The sequence below is a fragment of the uncultured Bradyrhizobium sp. genome (assembly GCF_936928535.1).
Taxonomy (GTDB): Bacteria; Pseudomonadota; Alphaproteobacteria; order Rhizobiales; family Xanthobacteraceae; genus Bradyrhizobium.
The window spans coordinates 1-17,265 of the sequence record NZ_CAKZHY010000003.1; the positions used below are offsets into that span (position 1 = coordinate 1).

Annotated in this window: 13 protein-coding genes and 1 riboswitch; of the genes, 6 read left to right on the top strand and 7 right to left on the bottom strand. The window is 64.4% G+C overall.

Annotation, left to right across the window (positions count from 1 at the left end; translation table 11 throughout):
• Positions 1-830 (bottom strand): RNA methyltransferase (locus Q0687_RS00195; protein ID WP_298870660.1); only part of this gene is annotated, 830 nt, incomplete at its 3' end.
• Between the two features lie 310 nt (positions 831-1,140).
• Between Q0687_RS00195 and Q0687_RS00200 the strand changes: the two genes are divergently transcribed.
• From Q0687_RS00200 to Q0687_RS00210, 3 genes are all read left to right on the top strand, one after another.
• Entirely contained in the window at positions 1,141-2,868 is a 1,728-nt protein-coding gene (locus Q0687_RS00200) for an alpha/beta fold hydrolase (protein ID WP_298870663.1), read from the top strand.
• Between the two features lie 205 nt (positions 2,869-3,073).
• Entirely contained in the window at positions 3,074-4,288 is a 1,215-nt protein-coding gene (locus Q0687_RS00205; protein WP_298870666.1) for an NADP-dependent isocitrate dehydrogenase, read from the top strand.
• A gap of 103 nt (positions 4,289-4,391) precedes the next feature.
• Complete coding sequence (locus Q0687_RS00210) at positions 4,392-4,895, top strand: DUF3455 domain-containing protein (RefSeq protein ID WP_298870669.1); 504 nt, start codon at positions 4,392-4,394, stop codon at positions 4,893-4,895.
• Between the two features lie 4 nt (positions 4,896-4,899).
• Here the strand turns inward: Q0687_RS00210 and Q0687_RS00215 are convergent, their stop codons facing one another.
• Both Q0687_RS00215 and alaS read right to left on the bottom strand, forming a co-directional pair.
• Positions 4,900-6,126 carry a cyclic nucleotide-gated ion channel gene (locus tag Q0687_RS00215; protein ID WP_298870672.1) on the bottom strand — a complete coding sequence of 409 codons (1,227 nt, stop codon included), beginning with the start codon at positions 6,124-6,126 and terminating at the stop codon, positions 4,900-4,902.
• Positions 6,127-6,132: 6 nt separating this feature from the next.
• Positions 6,133-8,814: an alanine--tRNA ligase gene (gene alaS / locus Q0687_RS00220; protein WP_298870674.1), complete on the bottom strand. Its 2,682-nt coding sequence runs from the start codon at positions 8,812-8,814 to the stop codon at positions 6,133-6,135.
• 234 nt (positions 8,815-9,048) lie between these two features.
• Positions 9,049-9,138: riboswitch (glycine riboswitch) on the top strand.
• A gap of 144 nt (positions 9,139-9,282) precedes the next feature.
• Here alaS and gcvT point away from each other — a divergent pair.
• From gcvT to gcvP, 3 genes are read left to right on the top strand one after another with little or no spacing between them, the layout of a single operon-like run.
• Positions 9,283-10,431, top strand: coding sequence for a glycine cleavage system aminomethyltransferase GcvT (gcvT, locus tag Q0687_RS00225; protein WP_298870675.1), 1,149 nt, complete (start codon positions 9,283-9,285; stop codon positions 10,429-10,431).
• Between the two features lie 10 nt (positions 10,432-10,441).
• Entirely contained in the window at positions 10,442-10,810 is a 369-nt protein-coding gene (gcvH, locus tag Q0687_RS00230; RefSeq protein ID WP_298870677.1) for a glycine cleavage system protein GcvH, read from the top strand.
• Positions 10,811-10,827: 17 nt separating this feature from the next.
• The gene (gene gcvP / locus Q0687_RS00235; protein WP_298870678.1) at positions 10,828-13,695 is read left to right on the top strand and encodes an aminomethyl-transferring glycine dehydrogenase; all 2,868 of its coding nucleotides are present in this window, start codon (positions 10,828-10,830) and stop codon (positions 13,693-13,695) included.
• Positions 13,696-13,817: 122 nt separating this feature from the next.
• On the opposite strand, the gene Q0687_RS00240 is transcribed toward gcvP, so the two are convergent.
• From Q0687_RS00240 to Q0687_RS00255, 4 genes are all read right to left on the bottom strand, one after another.
• Positions 13,818-14,801: a hypothetical protein gene (locus Q0687_RS00240; protein ID WP_298870680.1), complete on the bottom strand. Its 984-nt coding sequence runs from the start codon at positions 14,799-14,801 to the stop codon at positions 13,818-13,820.
• Positions 14,789-15,049, bottom strand: a complete 261-nt coding sequence (locus Q0687_RS00245) for a hypothetical protein (protein WP_298870682.1) — start codon at positions 15,047-15,049, stop codon at positions 14,789-14,791. Before Q0687_RS00245 ends, Q0687_RS00240 begins: the two co-directional genes overlap by 13 nt.
• Before the next feature lie 102 nt (positions 15,050-15,151).
• Entirely contained in the window at positions 15,152-16,240 is a 1,089-nt protein-coding gene (recA, locus tag Q0687_RS00250) for a recombinase RecA (RefSeq protein WP_298870684.1), read from the bottom strand.
• Between the two features lie 258 nt (positions 16,241-16,498).
• A complete protein-coding gene (locus tag Q0687_RS00255) occupies positions 16,499-16,678 on the bottom strand; it encodes a hypothetical protein (RefSeq protein WP_298870686.1) in 180 nt (59 codons plus the stop codon).
• Positions 16,679-17,265: the final 587 nt, after the last annotated feature.

Below are 17,265 nucleotides of genomic sequence, written 5' to 3' on the forward strand. Positions count from 1 at the left end.
CCGTGCTCGGCCAGCAGCGCGCGCAGGCGCGTGGCCTGCTCGCCATCGAGCACGCCGCCCTTGGCCGGGCCCTTGCGTCCTTCAGCGATCGCCATCACCACCCCGTGGAGGGTGTGCATGTCCTGCTTGGTCGGCTCCATCCGGCTGAAGATGTTGCGCAGGTTGACCAGCATGGTGTCGCGCTTCTCGGCCGGGCGCAGGAATTCGACGCGGTCGAGCTCGCGGATGAGATTGTCGAAGAAGGCCTGCATCTGGTGCTGTGAGGCGCGCTCGGATCGCTCAGGCATGCCGTGCGGCAGTTCGCCAGAGGTCGCCTGCTTGAACCATTCATAGCCGACCAGCAGCACCGCCTGGGCAAGGTTGAGCGAAGCAAAGCCCGGATTGACCGGGAAGGTGATAATGCGGTTGGAGAGCCCGACCTCCTCGTTGGTCAGGCCCCAGCGCTCGCGGCCGAACAGGATGCCGGCTTTGCCGCCCGTCGCGACATGCCCGGAGATCTCGGCCGCTGCCACTTCGGGCCCCACCACGGGCTTGGCCTGGTCGTGGGGCCGCGCCGTGGTGGCGAACAACAAATCGAGGTCGGCGACCGCCTGCTCGACGGTGTCGAACAGTTCGACCTTTTCCAGGATGTGGTCGGCGCCGGCAGCGGCCCGTTGGGCCGCGATGTTGGGCCAACCGTCGCGCGGGTTGACGATGCGCAAACGGCTCAGGGCAAAATTGCCCATGGCACGCGCGGCCATGCCGATGTTTTCCCCGAGCTGCGGCTCGACCAGGATCACGATGGGACCGTCGAGGGCGTGCCCTGTCTTGGTCTTGTCGGTGCCGGACATTCTCAGTTCACTTTCTGCTTCAGCTTTCGTCTCGTTGCGCTTCCGAACAGCCTGAACGTCTGTCTGAAGACGCTGATCCAAGCCTTCATCCAAGGCCTTCATTCACGCCGCCAGCCCGCCTTCCGTGCGGCGCAATTTCTGAGGGCAGATAACAGGGTAGCGACGTTTGCGAAACCGCAATCACACCTCAATTGGGGACGATTTCACCGCCCGGCTTGCGCGCGCTTTGCTTTCGGATATGGCTATCAACCACAACCAAAGCGAAGCCGAAAGGCCTGAGCTGAAGCAACGATTGAGTGGGGGGATGGTGATGCTGAGCCGATGGAAATTGGCGCTTCTGGGACTGGTCTTGATCGTCGTGGGCGGCTTCCTCGCTCATCTGACGCAGACCTCAGGCGGCATCCGGATCCAGGATGTCAGGTTCAAGGGCGCGAAGGGCAACACCATGAGTGCCCTGCTCTACATCCCGGCGAACGCCACCGCGCAGACCCCGGCACCGGGCATCCTTGCCGTCCACGGCTACATCAATTCGCGCGAGACCCAGGACGGCTTCGCCATTGAATTCGCCCGCCGCGGCTATGTCGTGCTGGCGCTGGACCAGACCGGCCACGGCTACAGCGACCCGCCCGCCTTCGCCAACGGCTTTGGCGGCCCGGACGGCCTCGCTTATCTCCGCAGCCTCGACATGGTCGACAAGGCCAATATTGGCCTGGAGGGTCACTCGATGGGCGGCTGGACGGTGCTGGCCGCAGCGGCCGCGATGCCGAACGATTACAAGTCGATGGTGCTGGAGGGCTCCTCGACCGGCAAGCCCTTCGCGGCCGACGGCACGCCGAGCTGGCCGCGCAACGTGGCCCTGGTGTTCGCCCAGTATGAAGAATTCTCCACGTTGATGTGGGGCGTCGATCTTGCCCGCGATGTCACCAAGAGCCCCAAGCTGTGGGCCATGTTCGGCACCCAAGGGCCGGTCGAGCCCGGCAAGGTCTATGGCGACCCGGCGGCCGGCACCGCCCGCGTGTTGTACACGCCCGCCATCACGCACCCGGCCGAGCACATCTCGCATGAGGCGATCGGCTACAGCCTCGACTGGTTCGCCAAGACGCTGCAGGGCGGCACGCCGCGACCTGCCGATGACCAGATCTGGTTCCGCAAGGAGCTCGGCACGCTGATCGCGTTTGTCGGTTTTGTTGTGCTGTTGATCGGTACCTTCGACGGTCTCTTGGAGGCGCCGATGTTCTCCCGTCTGCGCCTGCCCGCTGTCCCCGACGGCACCATGCCGCCGCATCACGCCGCCACCGGCCGGCGTTGGACCGCGGCGTTCGTTCTCTCGGCGTTCATCCCGGCGCTGACCTACTACCCGGCGTTTGCGCTGGGCGGTACCTTCGTGACGCCGTCGGCGTTCCTGCCGCAGGGCATCACCAACCAGATCCTGGTCTGGGCCATCATCAATGGCCTGATCACGCTGGCGCTCATGGCCTTCGCCCCGAAGCGAAAGGGCCGCACTGGCCTGCTCGGCCAGTCGCTCGCGATCGCGGTCGTGTCGGTGGCAGTCGGCTACGCGGCGCTGTGGCTTGCCGACCTCGCCTTCAAGATCGACTTCCGCTTCTGGATCGTTGCCTTGAAGCTGATGAATCCGAAGCAGGTTCTGATCTTCCTGATCTACCTTGTTCCGTTCACGGCGTTTTTCGTCGTGGCGCTGCACGTGCTGCACCGGAATTTCTCGACCATGCAGGCGCCGCGACTCGCGCTCTATCTGACCAATATCCTGGCGCTCACATTTGGCTTCATCGTGCTGCTGGTCCTGCAATACGGCACGCTGTGGCTGACCGGGAAGCTGTTCAATCCGCTGCCCGACCCCGGCTTCGTGCCGCTCTCGACCATCGTCGCCATCCAGTTCGTGCCGCTGCTTGCGATCGTCGCCGTGATCGCGACCTTCACCTGGCGACGGACCGGATCGAGCCTGCCGGGCGCGCTCATCTCGGGCCTGTTCGTGACCTGGTACATCGTGGCCGGCACGGCCACCCAGGCCGCCTTCTAGACGCGGTTCTGGAAGGGCCCCGGATCGCTCGCCGGATGGGTGCCCAAACAAGGTGCTGCATCAGTCATTCCGACCTCGTCGGAATGACTGATCTCGGCCAAAAGATGGGCTGAAAGTGCATAACCGCTCCGCTTCCGCCCGCCCCCGGGCGGTGCTATAGCGCGGGAGATTTCCACCACCAGTTCCCAAGAAGGCTTCTCCGATCATGGCAAAAATCAAGGTATCCAATCCCGTCGTCGAACTCGATGGCGACGAGATGACCCGGATCATCTGGCAGTACATCAAGGACAAGCTGATCACCCCGTTCCTGGATGTCGAGCTGCTCTATTTCGACCTGGGCATGGAGTACCGCGACCACACCAACGATCAGGTGACCATCGACGCCGCCGAGGCGATCAAGAAGGTCGGCGTCGGCGTCAAATGCGCCACCATCACCCCTGACGAGGCGCGGGTGAAGGAGTTCAACCTCAAGCAGATGTGGAAGTCGCCGAACGGCACCATCCGCAACATCCTCGGCGGCGTGATCTTCCGCGAGCCGATCATCTGCAAGAACGTGCCGCGCCTGGTTCCGGGCTGGACCAAGCCGATCATCATCGGCCGCCACGCCTATGGCGACCAGTACCGCGCCACCGACATCAAGTTCCCGGGCAAGGGCACTCTCTCGCTGAAATTCGTCGGCGAGGACGGCACCGTGATCGAGAAGGAAGTGTTCAAGGCTCCGGGCGCCGGCGTCGCCATGGAGATGTACAATCTCGACGACAGCATCATCGACTTCGCTCGCGCCTCGCTCAACTACGGCCTGCTGCGCAACTACCCGGTCTATCTCTCGACCAAGAACACCATTCTCAAGGTCTATGACGGCCGCTTCAAGGATATCTTCCAGGACATCTACGACCGCGAGTTCAAGAAGGAGTTCGACGCCAAGGGCCTGACCTACGAGCACCGCCTGATCGACGACATGGTCGCTTCGGCGCTGAAATGGTCCGGCGGCTATGTCTGGGCCTGTAAGAACTACGACGGCGACGTGCAGTCCGACACGGTCGCGCAGGGCTACGGCTCGCTCGGCCTGATGACCTCGGTGCTGCTCACCCCCGACGGCAAGACGGTGGAAGCCGAAGCCGCCCACGGCACGGTGACCCGTCACTACCGCGAGCACCAGAAGGGCAAGGAGACCTCGACCAACTCGATCGCGTCGATCTTCGCCTGGACCCGTGGCCTGTCGCACCGCGCGAAGCTCGACAACAACGCCGAGCTGGCGAAGTTCGCCTCGACGCTGGAGAAGGTCTGCGTCGACACGGTCGAGGAAGGCTACATGACCAAGGACCTCGCGCTGCTGGTCGGCGCCGACCAGCGCTGGCTCTCGACCACCGGCTTCCTGGACAAGGTCGCTGACAACCTCGTGAAGGCGATGGCGGCGTAAGCTGCCATCCGCATTTTCGCCCGACTGGGCCAGACATCATCACGGGCCGCGCCGCATGCGCGGCCCGTATTTTTTTAGAACCCTTCCGCGGAGAGATGCCACCATGTCGACCAAGCTTGCCGTCCCCTGCCTGCTGTTGCTCGTGGCCACGGCCGGGCCGGCCTTCGCCGCGGACACACTGCCCGAGGCGATCGCCGCCCCCGGCGAGAGCGTCGTGCTCAGCGTCCACGCCGAGGGCGCGCAGGTCTATGAGTGCAAGGCCGGCGCCGACGGCAAGCTCGCCTGGGCGTTCCGCGAGCCGATCGCCACTCTGCTCTCCGAAGGCAAGACCATCGGCCGTCACTATGCCGGCCCGAACTGGGAGCATGCCGACGGCAGCGCCGTCGTCGGCAAGGCCATCGGCAACGCGCCGGGCGCGACGTCTGGCGATATCCCCTGGCTGAAGCTGGAGGTCGCCTCCCGCCGCGGCAGTGGCGTGCTGACGCCCGCGACCACGGTCCAGCGCATCAACACCCATGGCGGCAAGCTCGACGGCGCATGCGACAAGGCCGGCGAGTTCAAAAGCGCGCCCTACTCGGCCGAGTATGTTCTCCTGAAAAAGGGCTGACGGCTCAGCGGTCGGGCTTCTCGCGCTCTGCTTGCGCGAGCTCGGCCGCCGCGAGATCGCCGGTCTCTTCCAGCCGAGCTTTCGCGGTCCGGTGGACATGGGCGGCGAGCGTCGGCATGCGCGCGATCAGGGCGTGAAAGTCCTGGGCATCGAGCACCAGCAGCCGCGTCTTGCGCGTCGCCGTCACCGTACCGCTGCGCTTGGTCTTGTGGAGCAGCGCGATCTCGCCGAAGAAAGTGCCGTCGTTGAGCCGCACCTCTTGGCTCGGCAGCGCGATCTCGACCTCTCCGGCGGTGATGAAATACATCGACGAGGCCGCATCGCCCCGCCGCACCAGAATCTCTCCCTGCTCGACGGTGCGTGCGCGAAGCAGCCGCATGATGTCGGCGATTTCGCCGGCCGACAGATGCGAGAACAGCGGCACGCGGGCGAGCATGCCCCAGGTCACCACGAAATCGCGCCGCTTCACCTCTTCGGCGAACGCCGTCGAGATGATCGCAACCGGCAGCGCGATCATGGCAAAGCCCGAGATGATTGCGAACACCGAGACGAACTTTCCGAGCGCCGTCACCGGCACGACGTCGCCATAGCCGACGGTGCCGAGCGTCACGATGGCCCACCACATCGCCTGCGGGATGGTGCCGAGCTTGTCCGGCTGCACGTCGCGCTCGATCGCATAGAGCAGCGAGGCAAACGTCAGCACCACGCCGATCAGGATGACGACGCAGCCGATCAGCGCCCGCCGCTCGGCATGCACGGCCGCCAGCAGCGAGCGCATCGCCGGCGAGTACCGTATCAGCTTGAAGAACGGCAACACGCCGAGCGCGGCCAGCGTCGCGTGTCGGCCAGTGGACAGCACGATCGCAGCCGGCAGGAACGCCATGAAGTCGATGATGCCGAGCGCCGAGAAGACATAACCGAGCCGGTCGGAAAGCGCCGAGCCCTTGCGCGGCGTGTGGCCCGCCACCGTCCAGAGCCGGGCTGCGTACTCCAGCGCGAACACGATCACGCAGAGGATCGTGATCGCCGAGAACAGCGTGCCGAACTGCGCGTCCAGCTCCGGCACCGAGGCGAGGATCATCGCGACGACGTCGAGCACGATGACGGCAATGATGAACTGGATGAAGCGCGACCCGACCGAGTAGGCCAAGGGATCGTGCTCCAGCAATTCGTACAGGCGATCCCTCAGATTGGGATCGGCTGAGCCACGTCCTCTCGGAACGAGGCGCATGGTGATTTACGCAGCTCCCATGGCTTTTTCGATCGCAGCCAGCGCTTCGGTCGCCTTGGCGCCATCGGGCCCGCCGGCCTGCGCCATGTCGGGCCGGCCACCGCCGCCCTTGCCGCCGAGCGCTTCGGAGGCGACACGGACGAGGTTGACCGCGTTGAAACGCGCGGTGAGATCGGCGGTAACACCGACCACGACACCGGCCTTGCCGTCCTCAGTGACGCCGATGATGGCGACCACGCCTGAGCCGATCTGCTTCTTGGCCTCGTCGGCGAGGCTCTTGAGATCCTTCATCTCGATGCCCTCGACCGCGCGCGCCATCAGCTTGACGCCGCCGACCTCGTGCACGCCGGAGGCTGCGCCATTGCCGCCGGCAGCCGCACCGCCGCCCATCGCGAGCTTCTTGCGGGCATCGGACAGCTCGCGCTCGAGCTTCTTGCGCTCCTCCATCAACGCAGTGATGCGCGCGGGCACGTCGTCGAGCGAGGTACGCAGCTCGCTCGCCGCGGTCTTCGCCAGCGCCATGGTCTCGTTGGCGTGCCGGCGCGCATAATTGCCGGTCAGCGCCTCGATACGGCGCACACCCGAAGCCACCGCGCTTTCGCCCGTCAGCGTGATCAGGCCGATATCGCCGGTGCGCCGCACATGGGTGCCGCCGCAGAGCTCGACCGACCAGCCGAGCGTGTTGGTGCCGCGCTCACGCGCGGTCTTGCCCATCGAGACGACGCGAACCTCGTCGCCATATTTCTCGCCGAACAGGGCGCGCGCGCCGGCCTCGCGGGCCTCATCCACGCCCATGACGCGCGTGGTGACCTCGTCGTTCTCCAGCACCACGTCGTTGGCGATGTCCTCGACGCGGGCAAGCTCCTCCGCCGTGATCGGCTTCGGGTGCACGAAGTCGAAACGCAGCCGGTCCGGCGCCACCATCGAGCCGCGCTGGGCGATGTGATCGCCGAGCACCTGGCGCAACGCCTCGTGAATGAGATGCGTCGCCGAGTGATGTGCGCGGATCGACGAACGCCTGGAATGATCCACCTCGAGCTGCAACGCGGTGCCGACCTTCAGCTCGCCGCTCTCGACGGTGCCGACGTGAACGAAGAAATCGCCGAGCTTCTTCTGCGTGTCGGTGACGCGGAATTTGATGCCGCCCTCGCCCGTCAGCACGCCGGTGTCGCCGACCTGGCCGCCCGATTCCGCATAGAACGGCGTCTGGTTCAGCAGAAGCGCGCCCGTGTCGCCGGCCTTGAGGCTCGCAACTTCAGCGCCGTCCTTGACCAGCGCGGAGACCACGCCTTCGGCGCTCTCGGTCTCGTAGCCCAAAAATTCGGTGGCCCCGAGCTTCTCGCGCAGCGGGAACCAGATCGCTTCGGACGCTGCCTCGCCAGAGCCCTTCCAGGACTCGCGCGCCTTGGCCTTCTGCCGCTCCATCGCGTCGGTGAACGAGGCCTGATCGACGCCGATGCCGCGCGACTTCAGCGCGTCCTGGGTCAGGTCGAGCGGGAAGCCATAGGTGTCGTAGAGCGTGAAGGCGACGTCGCCGTCGAACATGTCGCCTTTCTTCAAGCCGGCCGATTTCTCATCAAGAATCGCCAAGCCGCGCACCAGCGTCTTGCGGAAACGGGTCTCTTCCAGCCGCAACGTTTCCTCGATCAGATTTTCCGCGCGCATCAAATCCGGATAGGCCTGGCCCATCTCGCGGACCAGCGCCCAGACCAGCCGATGCATCAGCGGCTCCTTGGCGCCCAGCAGCTGCGCATGGCGCATCGCACGGCGCATGATCCGGCGCAGCACATAGCCGCGGCCCTCGTTCGACGGCAGCACGCCGTCAGCAACCAGGAAGGCCGAGGAGCGTAAGTGGTCGGCAATGACGCGGAACGAAGCGACGGTCTGCTCGTTCGGCCCGCTGCCGAGCGCCGATGACGTCGCGTCGATCAGATGACGGAACAGATCAGTCTCGAACACGCTGTCGACGCCCTGCATGATGCAGGCCATGCGCTCGAGGCCCATGCCGGTGTCGATCGAAGGACGCGGCAGGTCGACGCGCTCCTCCTTCGTCACCTGCTCATATTGCATGAACACGAGATTCCAGAATTCGAGGAATCGGTCGCCGTCCTCTTCCGGCGAGCCAGGAGGGCCACCCCAGATGTGGTCGCCGCGGTCGATGAAGATTTCCGAGCACGGGCCGCACGGGCCGGTGTCGCCCATCGCCCAGAAATTGTCCGAGGTCGGGATGCGGATGATGCGGTCGTCCGAGAAGCCGGCGATCTTCTTCCAGAGCCCGTGCGCCTCGTCGTCGGTGTGGTAGACGGTGACGAGCAGCTTGTCCTTCTTCAGCCCGAAGTCTTTCGTGATGAGCTTCCAGGCCAGCTCGATCGCGCGCTCCTTGAAATAGTCGCCGAACGAGAAGTTGCCGAGCATCTCGAAGAAGGTGAGATGGCGCGCGGTGTAGCCGACATTGTCGAGGTCGTTGTGCTTGCCGCCGGCGCGCACGCATTTCTGCGAGGTGGTGGCGCGCTGATAGGGCCGCTTCTCGACGCCGGTGAAGACGTTCTTGAACTGCACCATGCCGGCATTGGTGAACATCAACGTCGGATCGTTGCGCGGCACCAATGGCGAGGACGACACGATCTCGTGGCCGTTCTCGGCAAAGAAGTTCAGAAAGGTCGACCTGATCTCGTTGACGCCGCTCATGTTCATCCAATCGGGGTGTGCTTGGACCCGCTTTCCGCCATCCAAACCTGGCGATTTGGGCTGATATCTGCGGGCCAAAGCGCTTTTAGACAAGGCCAGCTTCGCTGTCCAGAAACTGTACAAGGAGATCAGAGGGTTGCCGCAGCCGCGTCATCCCCTTGCAATCTCGTTGAAAGCCGCAATCCCCGCGTTGACAGGCTTGGCTGCCCTGTGGTCTTTACCCATCTGTATCGTACGGCCACGTCGGGAGAGACCGGCATTGGGTGCCGGCGCCGAAGGAGCAACCGCCCCGGAAACTCTCAGGCAAAAGGACCGCGTGGCTTTGACGACATCTGGAAAGAGGCGCTGACGGGCTTAAGACCCGGATAGCGTCCGCCGACGGGATAATACTCTCAGGCACAGCGACAGATGGGGCTTCGACTGGTGTCCACGGGAAATCGTTCCCGGGGAACCGCCGAGGGCCCCAAGATGCTTGCGTCTGACGACAAACAGTCCCTGAAACGTACCCCCCTTTACGACCTGCATGTGTCGCTCGGCGGCAAGATGGTGCCGTTCGCGGGCTATGACATGCCTGTGCAGTACCCTGCCGGGGTCCTGAAAGAGCATCTCCAGACCCGCAACGCCGCCGGCCTGTTCGATGTCTCCCATATGGGCCAGATCGCGCTTCGGCCGAAGTCGGGCAAGGTCGAGGACGCCGCCCGAGCGTTGGAACGGCTGGTGCCGCAGGACATCGTGGCGATCGCACCTGGCCGGCAGCGCTACGCCCAGTTCACCAATGAAGATGGTGGCATTCTCGACGATCTCATGGTCGCCAATTTCGGCGATCACCTGTTCCTGGTGGTCAACGCCGCCTGCAAGGTCGAGGACGAGGCGCATCTGCGCGCGAACCTCTCCGACGCCTGCATCATCGATTCGCTTGCCGATCGCGCGCTGATCGCGTTGCAGGGACCGAAGGCGGAGGCCGCGCTGGGGAAATTATGTGCAGAGGCGCCGTCCATGAAGTTCATGGACGCCGGCCCGCACACGGTTGCCGGCATCAAATGTTTCGTCTCGCGTTCGGGCTACACCGGCGAGGATGGTTTTGAAATTTCGGTGGCAGCTAGCGACGCCGAGCGCCTGGCGAAGACGCTGCTCGAAAACCCCGATGTGAGGCCGATCGGCCTCGGCGCCCGCGACAGCCTGCGGCTGGAAGCCGGGCTCTGTCTCTACGGCCACGACATCGACACCGAGACCTCGCCGGTGGAAGCCGCGCTGGAATGGTCGGTGCAGAAGAGCCGCCGCACCGGCGGCGCGCGCGCCGGCGGTTTCCCAGGCGCCGAAAAGATTCTCGCGCATTTCGATCACGGCGCATCGCGCCGCCGCGTCGGCCTGCTCGCCCAGGGCCGCGCCCCGGTACGCGAAGGTGCGCTGCTGTTTGCGGATAGCGCAGGCGGCGAGCCGATCGGCAAGGTCACATCCGGCGGCTTCGGCCCAAGCCTGAATGCGCCTGTCGCAATGGGCTACGTGCCCGCCGCCTCAAGCGCACTCGAGACAAAACTCTTCGCGGAAGTGCGCGGCCAATTTCTGCCGCTCACCGTCGCCGCAATGCCCTTCGTGAAAAACACCTACAAACGCTGAGGACAAGAAAATGACCACGACGCTGTACACCACCGACCACGAATGGCTGGCAATCGACGGCGATGTCGCAACCGTCGGCATCACCGATTACGCGCAGTCCCAGCTCGGCGACGTCGTGTTCGTCGAATTGCCCAAGGTCGGCCGCAGCCTGAAGAAGGCCGAAGCCGCCGCCGTGGTGGAATCGGTGAAGGCCGCCTCCGACGTCTACGCGCCTGTTACCGGCGAAGTGCTCGAGACCAACGATGCGCTCGCCGCCGAGCCCGCGCTGGTGAATTCGGATGCGCAGACCAAAGCCTGGTTCTTCAAGATCAAGATTGCCGACAAGAGCGAGCTTGGCGGCCTCATGGATGAAGCCGCCTACAAGGCACACACGGCTTAAGGACGATGGAGCAAGCGATGACCGCGCACCGCAAGTCGAACGGCGACACCGCCGCCAATTTCGCTCGCCGCCACATCGGCCCTTCGGCGCGCGATGTCACCGCAATGCTCGAGACGGTCGGCGCCAAAAGCGTCGACGCCCTGATGGCGGAGACGCTGCCGGCCTCGATCCGGCAGGCCACCCCGCTCGATCTCGGCAAGCCGCTCAGCGAGACCGAGGCGATCGCACACATGGCCGACCTCGCCCGGCAGAACCAGGTCTTCACCTCGCTGATCGGCCAAGGCTATTCCGGCACGATTTTGCCCGCGGTGATACAGCGCAACATCCTGGAAAACCCGGCCTGGTACACGGCGTACACGCCCTACCAGCCCGAGATCAGCCAGGGCCGGCTGGAAGCGCTGTTCAACTTCCAGACCATGATCTGCGACCTCACCGGGCTCGATGTCGCCAACGCCTCGCTGCTCGATGAGGCGACCGCCGCGGCCGAAGCCATGGCGCTCGCCGAGCGGCACTCGAAGGTCGAGGCGAAGGCGTTCTTCGTCGACAAGGACGTGCATCCGCAGACGCTCGCGGTGATGCGCACGCGCGCCGAGCCGCTCGGCTGGACTCTCGTCGTCGGCGATCCCCTCACCGATCTCGACAAGCAAGACGTACTCGGTGCGCTCTTGCAATATCCGGGCTCTTCGGGCGCGGTGCGCGATCTCAGGCCGGCGATTGCGGCGCTGAAGGCGAAAGGCGCGCTCGCGATCGTTGCCGCGGATCTCCTGGCGCTGACACTGATCGCCTCCCCCGGCGAGCTCGGGGCCGACATCGCGATCGGCTCGGCGCAGCGTTTCGGCGTGCCGATGGGCTATGGCGGGCCACACGCGGCCTATATGGCGGTGCGCGATGCGCTGAAGCGCTCGCTGCCGGGCCGCATCGTCGGCCTCTCCGTGGACTCTCGCGGGATGCCCGCTTATCGCTTGGCGCTGCAGACCCGCGAGCAGCACATCCGCCGCGAGAAGGCGACCTCCAACATCTGCACCGCGCAGGTGCTGCTCGCCGTGATCGCAGCGATGTACGCGGTCTATCACGGCCCCGAGGGGCTCGCGCAGATCGCACGCAACGTGCATCGCCGTACCGCCGTGCTCGCGGCCGGCCTGCGCAAGCTCGGCTTCGCCCCGCAGTCGGATAGCTTCTTCGACACGATCAGCGTCGATGCCGGCGCCAAGCGCGCCGAGATCGTCACGCGGGCCATCGCCGAGAAGATCAATCTCGGTGTTGGCGAAAGCGCGCTCCGCATTGCGCTCGACGAGACCACCACGCCGGCGACTGTCGAAGCCGTCTGGCGTGCCTTCGGCGGCGAGCTCTCCTACGCCGAGATCGACGCCACCACGCGCGAGGCGCTGCCGGAGGCGCTGAAGCGCAGCACGGCGTACCTGACCCATCCCGTATTCCACGCGCATCGCTCGGAGACCGAGATGCTGCGCTACATGCGCAAGCTCAGCGATCGCGACCTCGCGCTCGACCGCGCCATGATCCCGCTCGGCTCCTGCACGATGAAGCTGAACGCGACCACCGAGATGATGCCTCTGACCTGGCCGGAATTCGGGTCCCTGCACCCGTTCGCCCCGCGCGAGCAGGCTGCCGGCTATCACGCCCTGTTTGCGCGGCTGGAAAAATGGCTGTGCGACATCACCGGCTATGACGCGATCTCGCTGCAGCCGAACTCGGGCGCGCAAGGCGAATATGCCGGGCTGCTCGCGATCCGCGGCTATCATGCCGCGCGCGGCGAGACGCACCGAAAAATCTGCCTGATCCCCTCCTCCGCCCACGGCACCAATCCGGCTTCGGCCGCGATGGTCGGCATGGACGTGGTGGTGGTGGCCTGCGAGGCCAATGGCGACGTCGACGTCAACGATCTCCGCGCCAAGGCGGAGAAGCATTCGAACGATCTTGCCGCGGTGATGATCACCTATCCCTCGACGCATGGCGTGTTCGAGGAGCACATCAAGGAGATATGCGACATCGTGCATGGCCATGGCGGCCAGGTGTATCTCGATGGCGCCAACCTTAATGCGCAGGTCGGTCTGTCGCGGCCCGGCGATTACGGCGCCGATGTCAGCCATCTCAATTTGCACAAGACCTTCTGCATCCCGCATGGCGGCGGCGGCCCCGGCATGGGCCCGATCGGCGTCAAGGCGCACCTCGCGCCGTTCCTCCCCGGTCATCCCGCGACGCACGGCGACGCGCCGGTCGGCCCGGTCTCGGCCGCGCCGTTCGGCTCGGCCTCGATCCTCACCATCTCCTATATCTACATCCTGATGATGGGCGGCGACGGATTGAAGCGGGCAACCGAGATCGCGATCCTCAACGCCAACTATGTCGCCGCGCGTCTCGATGCGCACTTCCCGGTGCTCTACAAGAACGCGAAAGGCCGCGTCGCGCATGAGTGCATCGTCGATCCCCGTCCGCTGAAGACGATTTCAGGCGTCACGGTCGACGACATCGCAAAGCGCCTGATCGACTACGGCTTCCACGCCCCGACCATGAGCTTCCCGGTGCCTGGCACGCTGATGATCGAGCCGACCGAGTCCGAATCCAAGGCGGAGCTCGATCGGTTCTGCGATGCCATGATCGCGATCCGGAAAGAGATCGCCGAGGTCGAGGCGGGCCGCTTCAAGATCGAGGCCTCGCCCCTGCGCCACGCCCCGCACACCGTGCACGACATCGCGGACGACGATTGGAAGCGCGCCTACGCCCGCAGCGAAGGCTGCTTCCCTGATGGTGTCTCGCGCACCGACAAATATTGGTCTCCCGTCGGCCGCGTCGACAACGTCTACGGCGATCGCAATCTCGTCTGCTCCTGCCCGCCAGTGAGCGATTACGCGCGAGCGGCGGAGTAGGACGCGACGGAGGTCTCGTAGGGTGGGTAAAGCGAAGCGTGCCCACCACCTTTGCATTCGGCGAAAGAAGGTGGGCACGGCGCTTACGCGCCTTTGCCCACCCTACGCATCCGAGCCTACCTCTAAGGCGCAACCAATGACCGGCTTTCGCGATCCCATCGCCAGAGCCGCTCGTTGGTCAGAAGCGTGCCGCCCCACCAGCGCTTGATGGGGTTGTGCCGGGAGAAATCGTCTTCCGCCTCCACCACCGCCTGACCGAGCTTCGTGAGTCCAACCTCGGCACTGCGATACCGATGGTAGCGGGTGAACTCATCCGGATCGAACGGCCCCTTACCCAAGCCGAAAACGAGCGGCTTTGGACTTTGCGCCAGCTCGTCGAACAGATCGCCCGCCTCGCGTTCATTGATGACGCCTCGATCCTGCGCCGCATAGAGCGCCTCGCCCGGATGAGTACAGCCATAGCTGAGCGCTTCCAGCATGAGCTGCTCGCTGGCGCCGACACCGTTCAGGCTATCCGGAAGCTCCTCGAGCAATGCGATGATCGCGGGCCGAAGGCGCGGCAGGACCGTCGTGTCCTGCATCAGGAGCTCGAAGCAGCCTTCCGGAGTGGGAGCGCGCCAGGCTTGCCACGCCCGGCTGGCGAGCGCGAGGTGACGGTCAGTAATCTTGATCGCCGGCAATTTCCATTTTTCCAGCGATTCCGAGCGATATTTCGCTATTCTGTCATCGGCCTGAACCAGGCTTAGCTTCGAGGTAATATCCTTATGGGGGCGAACGGCGTCGAGCAGCCAAACCATGATGAGCTGGGCATCGGCCTGCGGATCGACCCACAATTCGCTCGAGTCAAACCTATCGCAGAATGCGAGGATGCCGTGATGTCCGTCGGCGGATCCTCTCATTCCCATCCGACGAAAATGGTCGAGCCAGTGCTTGCCTTCGCGGTCGTGCTTGGACGAGCGCGGCTCCAGCAAGGCGGCAAGCTCCGCATTGGACGGCAACTTGCCGGCGACGAGACGAAGGTCGAAGCCGACCGCTTCATTTGCCCGAAATGTCGGACGCAACTCACGTGCGGCGAGATCGTCTGTTGTCAGGATCAAATGCGACATGATCGTCTCACACCAAGAAATCGCCCTTGCACGATGATGGTCAGGCCGGCGCGACCACGAACCCAATCCAACCAATGTTCGGCCGGGCCAAGATCCGTGGTGCAGGCAGCGAAATAAGCCGAGAGCTTTTCCGCCGGCGGGAGCGGTCCCCATGCGAACTGAAAATGGAACGGTATGACGATCTCGGCCAGACCCGATCGAGCAAGCTCACTGTCGAGGCCCAAGCCAGTCAGGATCAGACGCTTCATCACACCACCTGATCAACGCAGCACAAAAGAAACGGGCACTGATGACGTCGGCAACTCAACGTCCTCAGCGCCCGCTCCTCGCGAAAACTCTACTGGTTAGGCTTACTCGTCCGCAGGCTCTTCGCCGTCGGCGTCGCTCTCGGGGGTGCCGGCCAGGATCTGTTCGGAGATCAGGCCGGAGTTCTGGCGGATCGCGGTCTCGATCTTGGCCGTGATGTCGGGGTTGGACTTCAAAAACGCCTTCGAGTTCTCGCGGCCCTGGCCGAGGCGCTGGCTGTCATAGGAGAACCAGGCGCCTGATTTCTCGACGATGCCGGCCTTGACGCCGAGATCGAGGATCTCGCCCATCTTGGAGACGCCCTCGCCGTACATGATGTCGAACTCGACCTGCTTGAAGGGCGGGGCCAGCTTGTTCTTCACCACCTTGACGCGGGTGGTGTTGCCGACCACTTCGTCGCGCTCCTTGATCGCGCCTATGCGGCGGATGTCGAGGCGGACCGAGGCGTAGAACTTCAGCGCGTTGCCGCCGGTCGTGGTCTCAGGCGAGCCGTACATCACACCGATCTTCATGCGAATCTGGTTGATGAAGATCACCATGGTGTTGGACTTGTTGATCGAGGCCGTGAGCTTGCGCAGCGCCTGGCTCATCAGACGGGCCTGCAGGCCCGGCAGCGCATCGCCCATCTCGCCTTCGAGCTCGGCCTTCGGCACCAGCGCCGCGACCGAATCGATCACCAGCACGTCCACCGCGCCCGAACGCACCAGCGTGTCGCAGATTTCCAGCGCCTGCTCGCCAGTGTCCGGCTGGGAGATCAGGAGCTCGTCGATATTGACCCCGAGCTTGCGGGCATAGACCGGGTCGAGCGCGTGCTCGGCGTCGATGAAGGCGCAGATGCCGCCCTTCTTCTGGGCCTCCGCCACCGTGTGGAGCGCCAGCGTCGTCTTGCCCGAGGATTCCGGCCCGTAGATCTCGACGATGCGCCCCTTGGGCAGGCCGCCGATTCCGAGAGCAATATCAAGGCCGAGCGAGCCCGACGAGACCGCCTCGATATCCATCGAACGGTCGTTCTTGCCGAGCTTCATCACCGAGCCCTTGCCGAACTGGCGCTCGATCTGGGAGAGCGCGGCAGCCAGAGCTTTACTCTTGTCCATGGAAGATCCTTCGACGATACGCAGGGCAGTGGTGGACATTGGGTCGTGCTCCTTATGGCGAGGATTCGGGTGCGGGACAAACGGTTGGCAGGGCGGCTCGTCGATATTTGCAATGTACACTATATGTTCTCTGTTCGCAATATGTTCTTTTTGGAATCTGGGCGCTGGCCTCGACCAGTACCGGAATCTGGGGTTGAATCGCTCTTGATTTGCTGAGGTCTGGTTGCGAGGGAGGGCAAGCCCTCCCGAAGGGGGCACCAGAGGGGATAGAGCTACGTCTCTCGCGCCGAAACTGCTTCAATTGGCAGATGTCGGAAGCTTCACATCCCCGAGAATCAGCAGCAGCAAAGGCGCCAGCGGTCCGACCGCGGCGGCAACCCAGAGCCACGCCCTCGACGACCTGCCACGCTCGCGCGCCATCGCACCGGCGAGCGGGATCGATCCAAGCGAGATGATGACAAAAAGCCAAAAGCCCATGGCCATCTCCGATGCGGCGCGACACGTTAGCACGACAGCAACGGCTCGCCCCTGCCCTCCGCAAAATGTGAGGCTGTCCATCGCCTGGGGATGATGCGCATCAGAGCCGCAGAGCTCTTCTGCCGTCATAATTTCGCAATCCTTCGGCTCAGAATTTTTTCCTGCACGAGATCAAGCCGCACTAGGAAGCGGCCAAGGCAAAACACGCCGCCTGCCTACTGTGCATGGGGTTGTTTTCGCGCTTTGGCGGTGCGTGCCGCGCGCCCCTTCGCTACATCAGCGCCAGCAGCACAATGCCGATCACCAACACCACGAAGCCAGCCGCCGTCGCGGCGGCGAATGACCGCTCAACCTTGTCCATGATGCCACCCCGCTATCGGCGCGCCACGTATCCCCCATGGCTTCGCCGTGCGCGGAGAGTGTCGCCAACGCTTGTGTCTGAAGTTGTGCGCGGAGATGTCTGAATTGGGACGCGCGGGTCCGATCACAAGCCTCGCGCAAGCCTGACGTCAGGCGTCTGTAAGCCGAATGCTCTAAAGCGGGATGGGGTTAGTCTGAATCGACTTGGGATTCCCAAATCAGTGCAT

What these genes read in the sequence shown, in the direction of transcription:
- Q0687_RS00200 (WP_298870663.1), top strand. Translation starts at nt 1,141, where the DNA reads ATGCTGAGCCGATGGAAATTGGCGCTTCTGGGACTGGTCTTGATCGTC.
- Q0687_RS00205 (WP_298870666.1), top strand. Translation starts at nt 3,074, where the DNA reads ATGGCAAAAATCAAGGTATCCAATCCCGTCGTCGAACTCGATGGCGAC.
- Q0687_RS00210 (WP_298870669.1), top strand. Translation starts at nt 4,392, where the DNA reads ATGTCGACCAAGCTTGCCGTCCCCTGCCTGCTGTTGCTCGTGGCCACG.
- Q0687_RS00215 (WP_298870672.1), bottom strand. Translation starts at nt 6,126, where the DNA reads ATGCGCCTCGTTCCGAGAGGACGTGGCTCAGCCGATCCCAATCTGAGG.
- alaS (WP_298870674.1), bottom strand. Translation starts at nt 8,814, where the DNA reads ATGAGCGGCGTCAACGAGATCAGGTCGACCTTTCTGAACTTCTTTGCC.
- gcvT (WP_298870675.1), top strand. Translation starts at nt 9,283, where the DNA reads ATGCTTGCGTCTGACGACAAACAGTCCCTGAAACGTACCCCCCTTTAC.
- gcvH (WP_298870677.1), top strand. Translation starts at nt 10,442, where the DNA reads ATGACCACGACGCTGTACACCACCGACCACGAATGGCTGGCAATCGAC.
- gcvP (WP_298870678.1), top strand. Translation starts at nt 10,828, where the DNA reads ATGACCGCGCACCGCAAGTCGAACGGCGACACCGCCGCCAATTTCGCT.
- Q0687_RS00240 (WP_298870680.1), bottom strand. Translation starts at nt 14,801, where the DNA reads ATGTCGCATTTGATCCTGACAACAGACGATCTCGCCGCACGTGAGTTG.
- Q0687_RS00245 (WP_298870682.1), bottom strand. Translation starts at nt 15,049, where the DNA reads ATGAAGCGTCTGATCCTGACTGGCTTGGGCCTCGACAGTGAGCTTGCT.
- recA (WP_298870684.1), bottom strand. Translation starts at nt 16,240, where the DNA reads ATGTCCACCACTGCCCTGCGTATCGTCGAAGGATCTTCCATGGACAAG.
- Q0687_RS00255 (WP_298870686.1), bottom strand. Translation starts at nt 16,678, where the DNA reads ATGGGCTTTTGGCTTTTTGTCATCATCTCGCTTGGATCGATCCCGCTC.